Raw genomic sequence first — 15568 nt, forward strand, 5'->3', positions numbered from 1 at the left:
GCCAAAGGAGCGTTCGATGAAAATCAGCAGACAAGCCTACGCCGACATGTTCGGCCCCACCGTCGGCGACCGCGTGCGCCTGGCCGACACCGACCTGTGGCTCGAGGTGGAACGGGACTTCACCGTCTATGGCGAGGAAGTGAAGTTCGGCGGCGGCAAGGTCATCCGCGACGGCATGGGCCAGAGCCAGCTGGGCGCGGCGCAGGTGGTCGACACGGTGATCACCAATGCGCTGATCCTCGACCACTGGGGCGTGGTCAAGGCCGACGTCGGTCTCAAGGACGGGCGCATCCAGGCCATCGGCAAGGCCGGCAACCCGGACATCCAGCCCGGGGTGAACATCGCCATCGGCGCCGGCACCGAGGTGATCGCCGGCGAGGGCATGATCCTCACCGCCGGCGGCATCGACACGCACATCCACTTCATCTGCCCGCAGCAGATCGAAGAGGCGCTGATGAGCGGGGTCACCACCATGATCGGCGGCGGCACCGGCCCCGCCGCCGGGACCAACGCCACCACCTGCACCTCCGGTCCCTGGCACATGGCGCGGATGCTCCAGGCCGCCGACGCCTTCCCGATGAACATCGGCTTCACCGGCAAGGGCAACGCCAGCCTGCCGCTGCCGCTGGAGGAGCAGGTGCTCGCCGGCGCCATCGGCCTGAAGCTGCACGAGGACTGGGGCAGCACCCCGGCGGCGATCGACAACTGCCTGGAGGTCGCCGAGCGCCACGACATCCAGGTGGCGATCCACACCGACACCCTCAACGAATCCGGCTTCGTCGAGACCACCCTCGGCGCCTTCAAGGGCCGCACCATCCACACCTACCACACCGAGGGCGCCGGTGGCGGCCACGCACCGGACATCATCAAGGCCTGCGGCTTCGCCAACGTGCTGCCCAGCTCGACCAACCCGACACGGCCGTTCACCCGCAATACCATCGACGAGCACCTGGACATGCTGATGGTCTGCCACCACCTCGACCCGGCCATCGCCGAGGACGTGGCCTTCGCCGAGTCGCGCATCCGCCGCGAGACCATCGCCGCCGAGGACATCCTCCACGACCTCGGCGCGTTCAGCATGATCAGCTCCGACAGCCAGGCCATGGGCCGGGTCGGCGAAGTGATCACGCGCACCTGGCAGACCGCCGACAAGATGAAGCGCCAGCGCGGCCGCCTCGACGGCGACGGTGCGCGCAACGACAACTTCCGCGCCAGGCGCTACATCGCCAAGTACACCATCAACCCGGCGATCACCCACGGCATCAGCCATGAAGTGGGCTCCGTCGAAGCCGGCAAGTGGGCCGACCTGGTGCTCTGGCGCCCGGCCTTCTTCGGCGTCAAGCCGAGCCTGATCCTCAAGGGCGGGGCCATCGCCGCCAGCCTGATGGGCGACATCAACGGCTCGATCCCCACGCCGCAGCCGGTGCACTACCGACCGATGTTCGCCAGCTACGCCGGCAGCCGTCACGCGACCAGCCTGACCTTCGTCAGCCAGGCCGCCTTCGCCGCCGGCGTACCGCAGCAGCTCGGCCTGCGCAAGGCCATCGGCGTGGTCAGCGGCTGTCGCGGTGTGCAGAAGACCGACCTGATCCACAACGGCTACCTACCGACCATCGAGGTCGACGCACAGAACTACCAGGTACGCGCCGACGGCCAGTTGCTCTGGTGCGAACCGGCGGACGTGCTGCCGATGGCGCAGCGCTATTTCCTGTTCTGATTCCCACGCGACGGGTCCCGGCGCCACGCCGGGACGTCGACCGCTCCGTTCGGACAGCTTGGCTTGTCGGCGCTAGCGGCGACAATGGCGCCTACCCGTAGCCGCCGGCAGTCCGTCCATGTCCTCCCGCCAATCGTCCCGCAACGCTTCCACCCCGTATCTGGCCAAGGCCTTCCAGGCAACGGCCATCGTCGTGGTGAGCTACTTCCTCTACTGGACCTACCAGCTCTACCAGTACGGCGAGATTCCCATCAGCAAGAAGGACGTGATGCTGCGCCAAGCCATCCTCGCGCGCTTTCCGGCGGACTACGAGGTGGAGATCAAGGGCGCCGACCTGCTCGGCTTCGGCGAGAAATTCCTGGTCGCCTACGGCAATCGGCGCTTCGTCGGCAAGGCCTTCGCCATGGACGACCAGGTCATCGAGCGCCTGGAGCGGAACCAGGGACGGACCAACCTGCCGCTGGTGAAGGTGTTCTACATCGCCGAACCCGGCCTCCTCTCCTCGCTGCTCAACCTCTCCCCGTTCCTGGATATCCAGAAGAACATGGTCGAGCTGAGCCTCCGGGAATACCGGAAGATCCAGTTGGTCCCCTTCGATCCGGACGCGAAGCGGAAACCGCGCGAGCAGTTCGAAACCGATTATGCCTTCCCCCAGCTGTTCAGCCTCAGCCAAATGGAAGTCGCCGACTACGACGGCGACGGCCGCGACGAACTGCGCCTGGGCTACCTGTCCTACGCCGGCGGTTCGGGAGGGACGCGCTGGTCGGTGATCTACGACCTGAAGGACGGCGCGCTGACCGCCCATTCCGGCTATCCGGAAATGCTCGACATCGACGTCGCCCGGTTCATCCAGGCGGTCAACCTGTACGCCGGCCTCGACGGCACCCTGCCACGCGACCAGCGTCAGCTGGAAGACGTGGTCGGCCGAGGCAGCGAGCGCTTCGCGCTGACCGCCGCGGAGCGCCAGGCACTGGTCGCCGACCCGCCGCAGCGGGACGACTACGCCAGGGTCCTGATGAGCCTTTCGCCGCGCTCGCCCTACGCCCCCGATCGCTTCATCGACCTCGGCGACGGCAGCCGACTGACCCTGGCCCCGCGCCATACCGACGATTACTCGACCTTCCTCGACATCGGCGGGAAGAAAATCTTCGTCGAAGCCTTCTACGTCGACGACGACGCCTGCCACTGGTGCGAGCATCGCTGGCGAGTGATGGCTTTCCATTACGACGACGGTCGCTGGATCTCGGACCGCACCATCAACGGCGACAGCTTCAACGGGCAATGGCTGCGCAACGCGGAGCCGCTGGGCCTCAACGACGTTTTCGGCACCTACCGCGACCAGGGCCCGGCGGGCCTGGCCTGGTCCTTCATCGACCCGCGCTGGACCGCCTCCAGCCAGCATGACATGGACGATCCGCTGGGCGTGGGAATGCGCACCCTGTCGCCGGTGGAGCAATGGGTGAAGGAACGCTATCGGGAAAACTGAGGCAGGCCTTCAGCGCAACTGGCTGTCCTTGCTGCCGCGGCGGTTGTAGCCGCTGAACTTCGCCTGTTCCCTGTCGTGCTCGGCCTGGCAGTTGACGCACAGGCGCACGCCGGGAATCGCCCGGCGCCGCGCCTCGGGGATAGTCGCGTCGCACTCTTCGCAATGGGTCAGGCTCTCGCCACGAGGCAACTGGCTGCGCGCACGAGCGATGGCATCCTCGATCGTGCTGTCGATCTGTTCCTGCACCGCACCGTCGTTCGCCCACCCGCTGGCCATGACTGACTCCTCTGGCTGAAACCCTGGAACCTCCAGATATGGGCGTTCGCCCGCGGCTTTGCAAGGGCGGCGCGACCATCGGCCTGGCGTGGCACAATCGCCAGCCAAGCCTGGAGGTACACCGCATAATGGGACCGTTCCGCCGCCTCGCCCACCTGATCGACCAGGGCCGCCAGCTCGACGCCGCGCTCGCCGGCGATCCGTTCGCCCTGCCGGCGCCGGAGGACCGCTATAGCGTCCGGCAACTGCACGGCCTGTATCCGCGCCGTCATCCCGGTCTCTACGCACCGCTGCTCGGCAGCCTGGCGCTGCTGCTCGGTGCCGCGCCGCTGGGTCTTGCCGCGCTGCGCCTGGCATTGCCGGAGGCTCCTTTGCGGCCGCTGGGCTGGCTCTCCGCCCTGCCGCTGCTGGCGGCCTGGCTGTGGCTGATCGCCCTGCTCTCCCGTGGCGCCAGCCTCGGCCCGCGCCTGGCCCGCGACGCCAGCCTGCTGCTGGTCGCCACCGGGCTCCTGCTGCGCCTGGCCAGCGGCGAGACGTCGGGCCTGGTGGCGCTCGGCGGCGGCGCCTGTGCCTGGCTGCTGTTCAACAGCCGGGCGATGCAACGCTACATGGAACTGGTCTACGCCCAGCGCCTGTACCGCGCCCAGTCGACCAACCGCCCCGGTTCGGCGCAGCGGCGCCTGGCCAACCAGGCCGCCTACCGCGAACGCAAGCGACGCGAGCGCTCCGGGCGATCCTGAACCAGACTGTCGCCCTGCGACCTTCTGCGCATTGGCGGGCGCCGCCGACCTGCAGGCGCGGCAGCGCAACATGGGCCTGGCCTGAGGTCGCCTACTCTTTGACTTCCATGTAGTCGCGGGCCCAGGCCTGGTATTCCTCGGGGAAGGTGTACTTCTTCGACAGCTCCGAGGCGGTCAGGTCCGAGGCCACCGCACCGCGCTCCTCGCGCAGGCAGTCGTAGGTCGCCTTGATCGCGGCGAAATAGGCGGCGTGGCCGTTGACCACGACACGCACGCCGAGCCGCGCCAGGCGGGCGTCGTCGCGCAGTTGCGGATTACCGTAGGTGACCAGCATCAGCGGGATGTGCAGGTGCTCGGCGATCGCCTCGAGGTGGGCGAAGTCGCGCACGCCGACCAGGCAGATGCCATCGGCGCCGGCTTCCTGGTAGGCCAGGGTGCGCTGGATCACCGCATCGACGTCGATCAGTTCGGCGTTGGTCCGGGCAATGATGGTCAACGCCGGGTCGACCCTCGCCTCCAGGGCCGCGCGGATCTTGCCGACGCCTTCCTCGACGCAGATCAGGTCGGTGGACTTGCGCCCGAACTGCGCCGGCAGCAGGGTGTCCTCGATGGTCAGCGCGGCGATTCCGGCGCGCTCCAGTTCGACCACCGTACGCATCACGTTCAGCGCGTTGCCGTAGCCGTGGTCGGCGTCGGCGATCACCGGCAGGCGCGCCACCCGGCCGATGCGGGTGGCCTGCTCGACGAATTCGCTGAGGGTGATCAGGGCGAAGTCCGGCGCCGCCAGGACCTGCAGGGAAGCCACCGAACCGCCGAGGATGCCGCACTCGAAGCCGAGGTCGGCGGCGATACGCGCCGACATGGGATCGAACACGGAAGCGGTGTGGTAGCAACGGGAGGAGTCCAACAGCGCGCGAAACATCGCACGCAACTCATGGTGTGAGGCTCTATGCATGGCGAAATCCAGGACAACACGGCAAGACGGAGTGGGAAAGCAGCGCCAACATAGCACCATGCGCAGGCCCCTTGGCAAATCCGTATACAAAGGTCGGGGCGGCCCGCACGGACGTCCCAGGACGCTTCCTGCCGATCGCCGGCGGTGAAATCTACGACGCTCTCGCATACACTGCGCGGCCGTTTTTTTCCCGGACCGTTTCGCGCCATGAACCCGAGCACCGCCGCCCGCGCCCTGGGCATCGATTTTGGCACCTCCAACTCCACCGTCGGCTGGTGGCGGCCGGAGGTCGAACCGCTGATCGAGCTGGAGGACGGCAAGATCACCCTGCCCTCGGTGGTGTTCTTCAACGTCGAGGAGCGCCGCCCGGTCTACGGCCGCCAGGCGCTCGGCGAGTACCTGGAGGGCTACGAGGGCCGGCTGATGCGCTCGCTGAAGAGCCTGCTGGGCTCCAAGCTGCTGAAGAGCGAGACCACCGTGCTCGGCAGCGCCCTGCCGTTCAAGGACCTGCTCGGCCTGTTCATCGGCCAGCTCAAGGCGCGCGGCGAGGCCGCCGCCGGGCAAGCCTTCGACGCGGTGGTGCTGGGTCGCCCGGTGTTCTTCGTCGACGACGACCCGGAGGCCGACCGCGAGGCCCAGGACACCCTGGTGCAGGTGGCCAACAAGCTCGGCTTCAAGGAGGTTTCCTTCCAGTACGAACCGATCGCCGCGGCCTTCGACTACGAGCGCTGCATCCAGCGCGAGGAACTGGTCCTGATCGTCGACATCGGCGGCGGCACCTCGGACTTCTCCCTGGTGCGCCTGGCGCCGGAGCGGCGCAACCTGGCCGAGCGCCAGGACGACATCCTGGCCACCGGCGGCGTGCACATCGGCGGTACCGACTTCGACAAGCAGCTCAGCCTGGAAGGCGTGATGCCGCTGTTCGGCTACGGCAGCCGGATGAAGAGCGACGCCTTCATGCCCACCAGCTACCACCTGAACCTGGCCACCTGGCACACCATCAACGCGGTGTACGCGCAGAAGTCGCAATTGGCGCTGAAGAACATGCGCTACGACATCGTCGACAGCACCGGCATCGACCGCCTCTTCAGGCTCATCGAGGAACGCGCCGGGCACTGGCTGGCGATGCAGGTGGAAGACAGCAAGATCCGCCTGACCGAAACCGAGCGCCTGCACCTCTCGCTGGAGCGCATCGAGGCCGGGCTCGGCGTGGAGCTGACCCGTGGGCTGTTCGAGAACGCCGTCGACGGACTGCTGGAGCGCGTGCGCAACAGCGTCGCGCAACTGCTGGCCTCGGCCGGGGTCGACCCGGACCGGGTCGACACGGTGTTCTTCACCGGCGGTTCGAGCGGCATTCCGGCGCTGCGCCGGAGCGTCTCGGCGATGCTGCCCAACGCCCGTCATGTCGAGGGCAACCTGTTCGGCAGCATCGGCAGTGGCCTGGCCATCGAGGCGAAGAAGCGCTACGGCTGAGCCGCCCTGGCCGCGCCCCTGCCCTATAGGGGGATAAGGTCACACCGGGCCCGCCATGGCGGATAACCGCGAGCGGTTATTCGCCCTACGCCAAGACCACGCCACACCCGTCCGCAGGGCGGATAGCGCCACAGGCGTTATCCGCCGCCACACCGAGCCCGACGAGGGTGGGGCTCACTTCTTCAGGCAGGTGCTCATGAACGCCTTGCGTTCGTCGCCCTTGAGCGCCTTGGCGGTGGCATCGGCGTTGCAGGTCTTCATCTTCTCCTGCTGGGTCGCCGCCTTGGCGCTGCCGCCGGCCTTCAGGCAACTGCTCATGAACGCCTTGCGTTCGTCGCCCTTGAGCGACTTGGCACTGGCGTCGGCGTTGCAGCTCTTCATCTTCTCCTGCTGGGCGGTGGCCTTGCCGCCGGCAGGCGCGCCGGCCTTCAGGCAGCCGCTCATGAACGCCTTGCGTTCGTCGCCCTTGAGCGCCTTGGTGGTGGCCTCGGCGTTGCAGGCGGTCATCTTCTCCTGCTGCGCGGTGGCAGCGAAACCATGGGCCGAGACGGCCATGGCCAATACGAACATCGGGATACGCAGGATATTCATCGAACTCTCCTTGAAGGGCTGCACGTTCGCATGCAGGTGCGCTGAAGTCTAGCGACTGCGGCGGGCTTTGCAGGGGCTGGGAACGCGTCCTGTGCGCTTGCGACAAGCGTCATGTTTCGCGGCTAGACTGACGCCTCGCACGAGGAGGAGTTCCATGCAACAGGTCATCGCGGTGAGCCTCTGCGCCACCCACGCGTTCAGCAAGCAGGTGCGTCCCGCCATCCGCCTCCTGAAAGGCCTCGGCGTCGAGGGCGACGCCCACCACGGCGTCACCGTGAAGCACCGCTCGCGGGTGCGGCAGGACCCGACCCAGCCGAACCTGCGCCAGGTCCACCTGATCCACGAGGAACTGCACGACGAGCTACGCGCCAGCGGCTTCGCCATCGGCCCGGGGACCATGGGCGAGAACATCACCACCCGTGGCGTCGACCTGCTCGGCCTGCCCACCGGCACCCGCCTGCGCCTGGGGGAAAGCGCCCTGGTCGAGCTGACCGGCCTGCGCAATCCCTGCTCGCAGCTGGACAACTACCAGCCCGGACTGACCGCCGCCGTGCTCGGCCGCGACGAACAGGGCAACCTGATTCGCAAGGCCGGGGTGATGGCGATCGTCCTGGAAGACGGCGAGGTTCGCCCCGGCGACGCCATCGATATCCAGCTGCCCCCCTTGCCGCACCGGGCCCTGGAGAAGGTCTGAGGCAATCCGCCGCGATTCCGGGCGAACTCTGCGCGAGGGCCTGCGTTCCAATGTTGGCAAGCACCGCTCAACCACAAGGAGTCACAGCATGTACAAGCAGTCACTGGCGGCACTGTTCGTGATGGCAACCCTGGCCGGCTGCGCGTCGACCAAGGTGCAGAACCCGGTCAACTACATCACCTTCCGCAACGAACCGCTGGTCAAGGATGTCGAGAAAGGCATGAGCCAGCAGGAAGTCCTGCGCATCGGCGGCACGCCTTCCGGCACCCAGAAGCGCCTGATGAAACCGGGGAGCTGCAACAGCTACATCCTCAACAAGGACGGCCAGCAGCAGCCGTTCTACGTCAGTTTCGACGGCAGCGGCAAGGTCGACGGCTCGGGCTTCCTGAGCTGCTCCGAGCTGGACCGCCACGAGCGCGACGCCCGCCCCTGACGGCTCGACGCCCCGCTTCCTTACGGAGGCGGGGCGTCTGCGTTCAGGCCCGGGACAGGGCCTCGATCAGTTCGGCCTTGCGCATCGTCGAACGACCGCGGATGTCGCGCTTGCGCGCCAGCTGCATCAATTCCTCGCGGGTCATCTCGCTCACCGAGGTGCTGCCTTGACGTTTGCCACGGCTCGCCGAGCCGCGGTTGGCCGGTCTCCCTGAGCGGGCCTGGGCGGCGCGATGGGCCGAGTCCTTGCGGTCGGCGCGCTTGGCCGTCTCGCTCTTGGCGCGGCCGGAACCGCCCTTGCGCTCGCCGCCGCCGGACTGCTTGTTCACCGTCGCCCAGGCGCGTGCCTCGGCTTCCGATTCGCTCACACCCTTGGCCTTGTAGCTCTCCTCGATGTGCTCGGCCTTGCGCTGCTGCTTGTCGCTGTACTTGCTCTTGTCGCCACGGGGCATGGGGATATCTCCCTTTGCGATGGGTTCACTGTTGGGACCGGGAGGCGACGACGGACGTTCAGAGAAAGTGCGCACCGGCACAAACCCCTTGACCTTGCCCCAGGGGCAATCCGTAGTCTGCCGGTATCCCGCAGCAGGAACCGGAAATGCTCACCATCGGCCAACTGGCGCGAATCTTCGAGATCTCCACCAAGACGCTTCGCCACTACGATGCCATCGGCCTGTTCGTCCCCGCGCGCACCGGTAGCGACAACGGCTACCGCTACTACCAGCCGGAACAGATCGAGCAGCTCTCGCGCATACTCGCGCTGCGCCGGCTGGACGTTCCGCTGGAAGCCATCGACCGCCTGAAACGCGATGGCGCGCTGGACGACCCGCAACGCCTGCGGCATTTCCTGCAACGACACCAGCACACCCTGCGCGAAGAGATCAGCGCCCGCCAGCGCCTGCTGGCGGAACTCGACCGAACCCTGGCGACGCTCGCCCACTGGAGGATCCGCAACATGCATGCACGAATCGTCGAACGTCCCGCCTTCAGCGTGGTGGGCATGGAATACTTCGGCAGCGCCCCCGGCGACACCATCGGCCAGCTCTGGGAACGCTTCATCCCGCGCGAGCACGAGATCGCCGGCAAGCACGATCCCGAGGTCTCCTATGGCATCTGCGCGCAGCAGCCCAACGGCGAATTCCACTACGTCGCCGGCTTCGAGGTGCAGGAGGGCTGGCCGGTGCCGGAGGGCATGGTGCGCTTCCAGGTGCCAGCGCAGAAGTACGCGGTGTTCACCCACAAGGGCACGGCGCCGCAGATCGCCGAGAGCTTCCAGGCGATCTACAGCCACCTGCTCGCCGAACGCGGCCTGGAGCCCAAGGCGGGGGTCGACTTCGAATACTACGACCAGCGTTTCCGCGGACCGCTGGATCCGAACTCGCAAGTCGACCTGTATATCCCCATCTACTGAATCAGCGCTTGCCGGCCGGCACCTTGGCTGGCAAGCGCATGCGCTGCAGCAGCGCGGTGCACTGGTTGTCGTCGCTTTTGCTCGGCGCCACCAGCGCCAGCAGGCTGGCCGCCGGGCCCACCGTCACGCCGAGGGCTATCATTCCCGCGCCGCGCGCCACCAGCGGCCCGGCATGGACCCCGGCGTCGGGCTTGGCGAAGGTGCCGCGCACGTACAGCGGCGAGCGCAGCGAGAAGATCCGCAAGCCCTTGCTGTGCGGGGTGACATCGAGATCGAGCTTTTCGTTGGCGAAGTTCACCGTGCCGTCGACGTTGACCAGCGCGTTCTCGGTGTCGAAGACGAACAGCCGGCTGGTCATCAGGCCCTTCTGCAGGCCGAAGTCGGCGGCCGCGCAGTTGATCTTCACCTCGTCGTCGCCGAACAGCTTGGTCACCAGGTAGTTTCCGACATTGAGGCCGGCGATTTCGGTCAGGCCTTTGCTGATCGCACCGTCGTTGATCAGCATCTTCAGTTCGCCATCGGCGCCACCGAGGATCTTCGCCACCGAATTGCCGCTGCCGCTGAGACTGGCGTCGCCGTTCAGCTCGCCGAAGCTGGTCTGCATCGGCGCGAAGCCGGGGAACAACTGTTTCAGCTTGAAGCCCCGCGCGCTCATCTTCACTCGGCTCTGCATCGGCTGCTTGCCGCCGTCCAGGCGGATGTCCGACTCCAGCTTGCCGCCGGCCACGCCGAAGCGCAGGGGCTCCAGGCGCAGCAGGCCGTCGTTGAGCACCAGATGGGTATAGAGGTCGCTGATCGGCAACTGGTCGCTGTGGACGATACGCTTGCCGGTGAATTCCACGTCGGCGTCCATGTCGCGCCAGCGCTCGGTACGGAATTCCTCCACCGGCAGCACCTTGTCGCCCGGCTGGCGGCTGGTCTGCCCGCGCTTCTGTTTTTCGGCATTGCTGTCGGCGCCGATCAGCGGGCCGAGGTCGGCGAAGCGCAGTTGCTCGGAGGTCAGCTTGCCGGACAGCTTCGGCCTAGGCTGGCGAGCGACGAAGGTCAGGCTGCCGTGCAGGTCGCTGGCGCCGACCTTGCCGTTGAAGTTCTCGTAGCGGAACAGTGCGCCGCCCTCCTCCTTGAGCCACGCCAGCAGGTGACCGTCGGTGGAGTAGGCCGGGGTGTCCGGCAGGGTGATGCCGGTCAGCGGATAGAGATTGGCCATGCTGGTCCCGGACAGCTTCAGGCGCAGGTCGAGGGCGCCGAGGTTGAGCGGGTCGGTCAGGGTGCCGACCACCGCGGCACGGGTGCTGCCGGCACTGACCTCGGCCTGTAGCGGGAAGGGCTTGCTCGCATCCTGCAACGCCAGCATCCCGCCGACCTTGCCCGAGCCGGCCAGAGCCTGGCCCTTGTAGGTGCCCTTGACCTTCCAGCCGAACACATAGTCCTGGGCGTTCGCCGCATCGCCCGTGGCCAGCGCCTTGCCGGCCAACTGACCGAACGGCACCGGCTTGCCGAGCGGGTCGACCAGCACTTCCAGACGGGTCTTCAAACGCTGGTCGTCGAGGCTGACGCTACCCTTGTCGAAACCGATCTCGCGGATGTCCAGTTGCCAGGCGGACGGCTCGTCGCTGTCGCTGGCAGGCAGGTCGAAATCCCAATTGGCGCGGCCGTCGGCCAGGCGCAGGAGCTCGGCGCGCGGCTGGGTCAGCTTGATCTGTGGAATGCGGATGGTCTGCCAGAGCAACGGCAACGGCGCGAGGCGGAATTCGATGCGTTCCAGGCTGGCGAACTCGCTCGCCTTGGTCTTGCCCGCCGTCCACTCCGGGTTGCCGAGGGTGATGTCCTCGGCGCTGAAGCGCGGCCAGGGGATCCAGGCGCGCCAGCCTTCCTCGCCCTCCTCGCGGCGCCAGGCCACGGCGAGGTTGCCGTTGATGGCGAACGGGCGGTTCAGCGCCGCCGAGACCTTTTCGTTGAGGGTGGGCTTGATCAGGTTCCAGTCGAAGGTGGCGATGAACACCACCAACGCCGCCAGCAGCAGGACCAGGCTGGCGAGGCTCCAGGTCAGGATCTTTCGGCCGCGCGTCATGCACAACTCCTTTTCGCCGCGTCGGTTGTCGGGCAGGCGCGGCAGCGCGCCTCGCTCAGCCCGTCAGTGTGCAGGCTGGCCCATGGACTCGCCAGCGCAAATACGCCGGCCCGTTCCGTTAGGACCGGCGAAACGCCGGCATTGCTCCCCGTCCCACGCATTTCAGGCAAAAGGCCAGTTCGGCGGCGGGTCGATAAAACTTTTTCGACCGCGTGGGACTCACACCTTAGGTAAGCAGAAAAAGCCGGCCGCAGAGCCGGCCCTTTTCACCGGATCAGCCTCAAGGAGAAAACCGATGACCACCGTTCAACTGACGGACGTCCAGACCCTTCGCGACCGTGCCCGCAAGAACATCCAGGAAGGCGCGGTCACCGAAGGCTATTCGGCCGATCGCCAGACCGTCCTGCGCCTGCTCAACGAAGCGCTCGCCACCGAGCTGGTCTGCTTCCTGCGCTACAAGCGCCACTACTTCATGGCCACCGGCCTTAAGGCGAGCATCGCCGCCGCCGAGTTCCTCGAGCACGCCAACCAGGAAATGCAGCATGCCGACCAGTTGGCCGAGCGCATCATGCAACTGGGCGGCGAGCCGGACTTCAATCCGCGCGGCCTGGAGGAGCGCTCCCATGCCGAATACGTCGAAGGCAAGACCCTGAAGGACATGGTCACCGAGAACCTGATCGCCGAGCGCATCGCCATCGACAGCTATCGCGAGATCATCACCTACCTCGGTAACGACGACCCCACCACCCGACGCATTTTCGAGGAAATCCTGGCCCAGGAAGAAGAACACGCAGACGACATGGCCGACATCCTCGACGACCTCGCCTGACTCCAGAGCAAGACCCGTCCGAGAGCCGGCGCCCGCAGCGCCGGCTTTTCTTTTCGCCTTATTTATCCAATTTATCGATTAAATAGAGAAAAGCTAACTATCCTTTACGAAATCTTCGAAATCACAAAAATAATCAAATAACTTACTGATAAATAATAAGAAAACACATAATCACCCATGTCGATAGACACTATCATCGCACTTCGTTTTTAAATCGACTTATCCGAACTGAAAATGACTCCAACGCAATCGACAACCCACTCGGAGTCACCGTCATGAAAGCTTCCCTGATCCTCGGCCTCGCCCTCGCCACCCTGACCGCCAACGCCGCCTTCGCCGCCGACGGCTCCAGCCGCACCATCGACCGGCTGCACAAGGATATGTCCAGCGTCGAACTGCGCATCGCCGACAACGGCAGCGAGCAGACCATCGACCGCCTGCACAAGGACATGACCAAAGCCGAAGCCCGCCTGGCCGACGACGGCAGCGAGCAGACCGTCGACCGCCTGCACAAGGACATGACCAAGGCCGAAGCCCGCCTGGCCGACAACGGCAGCGAACAGACCGTGGACCGCCTGCATCGCAGCATGAGCCGTTTCGACCTGCGCACCGCCTGACCGCTCGCTACGCCGCAAGGCGCGAGAAAAGCCCGGCTCGATGCCGGGCTTTCCTATTTTCCCATCCCTGTCGCGCTGGGCGCATGGCCCGAGGCAAGCCGCACTCTCCCGCCTCAGACTCCGCTGAACCAGTTGTAGCCCTGGTCCTCCCAGTAACCTCCGGGATTGCTGTTGCTGACGAAGATCTCCACCACGTGCTTGGCGTTCTTGAAGCCGAGCTTGGTGGGAATCCGCAGGCGCAGCGGATAGCCGTTCTCCTCCGGCAGCGCCTGTCCGGACATCTCCAGCGCCAGCAGCGTCTGCGGATGCAGCGCGCTGGGCATGTCGAGGCTGGAGTAGTAGCGGTCGGCGCACTTGAAGCCAACGTACTTCGCCGAGGTGTCGGCGCCGACCAGCTCCAGAAAGGTGCGCAGCGGCACTCCGCTCCACTGGCCGATCGCGCTCCAGCCCTCGATGCAGATCAGTTGCGTGACCTGGCTGGCCTGCGGCAGCCGGCGCAGTTGCTCCAGGCTCCAGGGGCGCTTGTCGCGGACCCGCCCGGAAACCTGCAGGCGGTATTCCGGCAGGTCGATCTCCGGCACGTTGTAGGCCGGGTAGAACGCGTTGAAGGGGAACGGCGAGGCCACCTGCGACGGATCGAAGGTCGGCGCCAGCCGCGTACGGCTGAACAGCCAGGCCTGGACCCGGTCGTTCCAGCGCGACATGGCCCAGAGTACCTTGTCGACCGAATCGCCATCCTGTAGCCGGCACCCCGAGAGCATCGCCAGGGCGCCCAGGGACAGGCCGCCGCGCAACAGCAGGCGGCGTTGCAAATCGACCATCTGCCGCTCGCTGGACGGGTCGACCGCGATCTTCGCGCGCTTCTTCTCCGGCCCCTTCATCCTTCGCTCCTCCGTCCGCGCCGCCACTCGCGTCCGATGATCATCGGCAGCAGGGTGCGCGGCACCAACAGCACCAGCAGCAGGTGCACGACGACGAACCCGACGACCCCGGCCATGGCCAGGAAATGCACCCAGCGCGCACCCTGGAAGCCACCGAACAGCGCGGTCAGCCCGTGCAGTTGCACCGGTTTCCAGATCGCCAGCCCGGACAGCACCAGCAGCGCACCGAGCGCCAGGACCAGCCAGTACAGCAGGCGCTGCACCGCGTTGTAGCGGCCCGGCTCATGGACCAGGCGCAGGCCGAGGGCGAGGCGCAGGTCGCGCCAGACGCCGGCCGCGCTCAAAGGCAGGAAGTCGCGACGAAAATGCCCGCTGGACAGTCCGTGGGCGAGGTAGCACAGGCCGTTGCCGAGCAGCAGCCACATGGCGGCGAGATGCCAGGCGATGGAACCGCCGAGCCAGCCGCCGAGGGTCGCCCAGGCGGGAAAACGGAAATCCAGCAGCGGCGAAGCGTTGTAGATGCCCCAGCCGCTGCCGATCAGGCAGGCCATGGCATAGGCATTGAGCCAGTGGCAGAGTCTCACCGGCCAGGCGTGCAACGCACGGTTCATGGCTTTTCTCCCAGGAAACCCGGCCGGGACGGACGCGCCGTCCCGGCGAAACCTCACATCGGCGGGGTCACGCCGTCCTTGCCGACCGAGATGGCCAGGGCGGTGAGGCTGCCGTCGGCGCCCTTCTGCGGGAACAGCACGACCTTGGCGCCAGGCTTGAGCAGGCTGCGCTCGCCCGGCTCCAGGCTGACGATGGGCACGTCGTCCGGCACCACCACGGTCTTCTCGCCATCGCCGTATTTCACGGTCATGCGCCGGCCCTGGCTGACCACCAGGTTGCCGACCGTACCGTTGGTCATGGTCGAGGCGCTGCCATCGGCGTTCTCCCAGGGCCGGTGGCCTTCGCCGCTGCCGCGCAGGCTGGGGGCGAAGACATGCACCTCGAGGGCCTTCAGGGTGCCGTCGGGCTGCGGCACGGCGGCGGTGCCGATGAAGCTGTCGGGCTGGATGTCCTCCGGCTTCGCCAGCGACACGGCGCGAATCGCGGTCTTGTCGGTGAGTCTGACCGTCAGTTGCTGGCCGTTGCGGGCCTTCAGTTGCAGGTGGTCGTCGGCGGCCTGCTGGATGGTGCCGCGCAGCGGCTGCAGCATGCCCGCAGGCGGTTGCGCGGCGAAGCTGGCGGCACTGGCCAGGAGCAGGCCGAAGAACAGCGCGGGGGAAGCCTTGAGTCGAAGCATCGGTCGATCCTCGGTGGGGTTGAGCCTCGATGGTCGCCCCGCCGGCGGTACCCGGAGATGACTTTCGCATGACAAAAATGTCACCGAATCCGCGCCGCGCGCTGGCT

General features: G+C 66.7%; 17 protein-coding genes and 1 pseudogene. 9 read left to right on the forward strand and 9 right to left on the reverse strand.

Annotation, left to right across the window (positions count from 1 at the left end):
- Positions 1-16: 16 nt before the first annotated feature.
- A complete protein-coding gene (gene ureC, locus ACI766_RS26450; RefSeq protein ID WP_003095453.1) occupies positions 17-1717 on the forward strand; it encodes an urease subunit alpha in 1701 nt (566 codons plus the stop codon).
- A 118-nt stretch (positions 1718-1835) separates the two neighbouring features.
- Positions 1836-3203, forward strand: coding sequence for a hypothetical protein (locus tag ACI766_RS26455; RefSeq protein WP_003162684.1), 1368 nt, complete (start codon positions 1836-1838; stop codon positions 3201-3203).
- Between the two features lie 9 nt (positions 3204-3212).
- On the opposite strand, the gene ACI766_RS26460 is transcribed toward ACI766_RS26455, so the two are convergent.
- A complete protein-coding gene (locus ACI766_RS26460) occupies positions 3213-3479 on the reverse strand; it encodes a DksA/TraR family C4-type zinc finger protein (RefSeq protein WP_003099395.1) in 267 nt (88 codons plus the stop codon).
- A 125-nt stretch (positions 3480-3604) separates the two neighbouring features.
- Between ACI766_RS26460 and ACI766_RS26465 the strand changes: the two genes are divergently transcribed.
- Positions 3605-4219 carry a hypothetical protein gene (locus tag ACI766_RS26465; RefSeq protein ID WP_078459239.1) on the forward strand — a complete coding sequence of 205 codons (615 nt, stop codon included), beginning with the start codon at positions 3605-3607 and terminating at the stop codon, positions 4217-4219.
- Between the two features lie 91 nt (positions 4220-4310).
- Here the strand turns inward: ACI766_RS26465 and ACI766_RS26470 are convergent, their stop codons facing one another.
- Complete coding sequence (locus ACI766_RS26470; protein WP_003121125.1) at positions 4311-5174, reverse strand: isocitrate lyase/PEP mutase family protein; 864 nt, start codon at positions 5172-5174, stop codon at positions 4311-4313.
- 207 nt (positions 5175-5381) lie between these two features.
- On the opposite strand from ACI766_RS26470, the gene ACI766_RS26475 reads away from it, so the two are divergent.
- Positions 5382-6647, forward strand: coding sequence for an Hsp70 family protein (locus ACI766_RS26475; protein ID WP_003099398.1), 1266 nt, complete (start codon positions 5382-5384; stop codon positions 6645-6647).
- A 174-nt stretch (positions 6648-6821) separates the two neighbouring features.
- On the opposite strand, the gene ACI766_RS26480 is transcribed toward ACI766_RS26475, so the two are convergent.
- Together ACI766_RS26480 and ACI766_RS26485 are read right to left on the reverse strand one after the other, a co-directional pair.
- Complete coding sequence (locus ACI766_RS26480; RefSeq protein WP_058133593.1) at positions 6822-7091, reverse strand: PsiF family protein; 270 nt, start codon at positions 7089-7091, stop codon at positions 6822-6824.
- A gap of 27 nt (positions 7092-7118) precedes the next feature.
- Positions 7119-7238 (reverse strand): annotated as a pseudogene (locus ACI766_RS26485) (PsiF family protein); the annotation flags it as partial.
- A 154-nt stretch (positions 7239-7392) separates the two neighbouring features.
- Here ACI766_RS26485 and ACI766_RS26490 point away from each other — a divergent pair.
- Together ACI766_RS26490 and osmE are read left to right on the forward strand one after the other, a co-directional pair.
- Positions 7393-7932 carry an MOSC domain-containing protein gene (locus tag ACI766_RS26490; RefSeq protein WP_003095483.1) on the forward strand — a complete coding sequence of 180 codons (540 nt, stop codon included), beginning with the start codon at positions 7393-7395 and terminating at the stop codon, positions 7930-7932.
- Positions 7933-8020: 88 nt separating this feature from the next.
- Entirely contained in the window at positions 8021-8365 is a 345-nt protein-coding gene (gene osmE, locus ACI766_RS26495; RefSeq protein ID WP_003095488.1) for an osmotically-inducible lipoprotein OsmE, read from the forward strand.
- Between the two features lie 43 nt (positions 8366-8408).
- Here the strand turns inward: osmE and ACI766_RS26500 are convergent, their stop codons facing one another.
- The gene (locus ACI766_RS26500; RefSeq protein ID WP_003095492.1) at positions 8409-8816 is read right to left on the reverse strand and encodes a Rho termination factor N-terminal domain-containing protein; all 408 of its coding nucleotides are present in this window, start codon (positions 8814-8816) and stop codon (positions 8409-8411) included.
- 146 nt (positions 8817-8962) lie between these two features.
- Here ACI766_RS26500 and brlR point away from each other — a divergent pair, with 146 nt between their 5' ends.
- On the forward strand, positions 8963-9775 hold the full coding sequence (gene brlR / locus ACI766_RS26505) for a c-di-GMP-binding multidrug transporter transcriptional regulator BrlR (RefSeq protein ID WP_003095496.1): 813 nt from the start codon (positions 8963-8965) through the stop codon (positions 9773-9775).
- A 1-nt stretch (position 9776) separates the two neighbouring features.
- On the opposite strand, the gene ACI766_RS26510 is transcribed toward brlR, so the two are convergent.
- Positions 9777-11846 (reverse strand): AsmA family protein, encoded by a 2070-nt coding sequence (locus ACI766_RS26510; RefSeq protein WP_087823873.1) that lies wholly within the window; start codon positions 11844-11846, stop codon positions 9777-9779.
- Positions 11847-12141: 295 nt separating this feature from the next.
- Between ACI766_RS26510 and ACI766_RS26515 the strand changes: the two genes are divergently transcribed.
- A complete protein-coding gene (locus ACI766_RS26515; RefSeq protein ID WP_003095503.1) occupies positions 12142-12675 on the forward strand; it encodes a ferritin-like domain-containing protein in 534 nt (177 codons plus the stop codon).
- 275 nt (positions 12676-12950) lie between these two features.
- A complete protein-coding gene (locus ACI766_RS26520) occupies positions 12951-13292 on the forward strand; it encodes a hypothetical protein (RefSeq protein WP_003123547.1) in 342 nt (113 codons plus the stop codon).
- A 113-nt stretch (positions 13293-13405) separates the two neighbouring features.
- Here the strand turns inward: ACI766_RS26520 and ACI766_RS26525 are convergent, their stop codons facing one another.
- Genes ACI766_RS26525 through ACI766_RS26535 form a run of 3 tightly spaced genes read right to left on the reverse strand, consistent with a single transcriptional unit; the run spans position 13406 to position 15461 of the window.
- The gene (locus ACI766_RS26525) at positions 13406-14173 is read right to left on the reverse strand and encodes a molybdopterin-binding protein (RefSeq protein ID WP_003099511.1); all 768 of its coding nucleotides are present in this window, start codon (positions 14171-14173) and stop codon (positions 13406-13408) included.
- Positions 14170-14784, reverse strand: coding sequence for a cytochrome b/b6 domain-containing protein (locus ACI766_RS26530; RefSeq protein ID WP_003161310.1), 615 nt, complete (start codon positions 14782-14784; stop codon positions 14170-14172). The genes ACI766_RS26525 and ACI766_RS26530 overlap by 4 nt, the downstream gene beginning before the upstream one ends.
- A 53-nt stretch (positions 14785-14837) precedes the next feature.
- On the reverse strand, positions 14838-15461 hold the full coding sequence (locus ACI766_RS26535; RefSeq protein ID WP_003116116.1) for a hypothetical protein: 624 nt from the start codon (positions 15459-15461) through the stop codon (positions 14838-14840).
- Positions 15462-15568: the final 107 nt, after the last annotated feature.

The sequence above is a fragment of the Pseudomonas sp. DL genome (assembly GCF_047199225.1).
GTDB classification, from domain to species: Bacteria; Pseudomonadota; Gammaproteobacteria; order Pseudomonadales; family Pseudomonadaceae; genus Pseudomonas; species Pseudomonas aeruginosa.